This is a genomic window from Vibrio sp. 10N.222.48.A3, from assembly GCF_041475345.1.
GTDB lineage: Bacteria > Pseudomonadota > Gammaproteobacteria > Enterobacterales > Vibrionaceae > Vibrio > Vibrio tasmaniensis_A.
Map to the genome: position 1 here is coordinate 4,248 of NZ_JBFRVX010000496.1, position 257 is coordinate 4,504.

Below are 257 nucleotides of genomic sequence, written 5' to 3' on the forward strand. Positions count from 1 at the left end.
TACTAGAATCGAGCTTGCACCCAACTCTTTCAGCTGTTCCATAGTTTCCCAGAACAAGTTCTCTGTACTTACGAGGTGAACGGCAACTTTGTCTTTGTCTGTAGATAGAGGAAGAACCGTAGGATCTTCAGCCCCAGGTAGTAGAGCTTTGATTTGCTCTAGCTGAGACGTTGGTGCGTGAAGCATGATGTACTTCGACTCTTTCGCTTGTTGAACACCCTGCATACGAGTCAGTAGTTTTTCAATCAATGCCGTTT

At 45.1% G+C, this 257-nt stretch carries 1 protein-coding gene; it reads right to left on the reverse strand.

Annotation, left to right across the window (positions count from 1 at the left end; genetic code table 11):
• Positions 1–257: ATP phosphoribosyltransferase (gene hisG, locus AB4653_RS14665; protein ID WP_372104557.1), on the reverse strand; the 257-nt coding region annotated here is incomplete at both ends.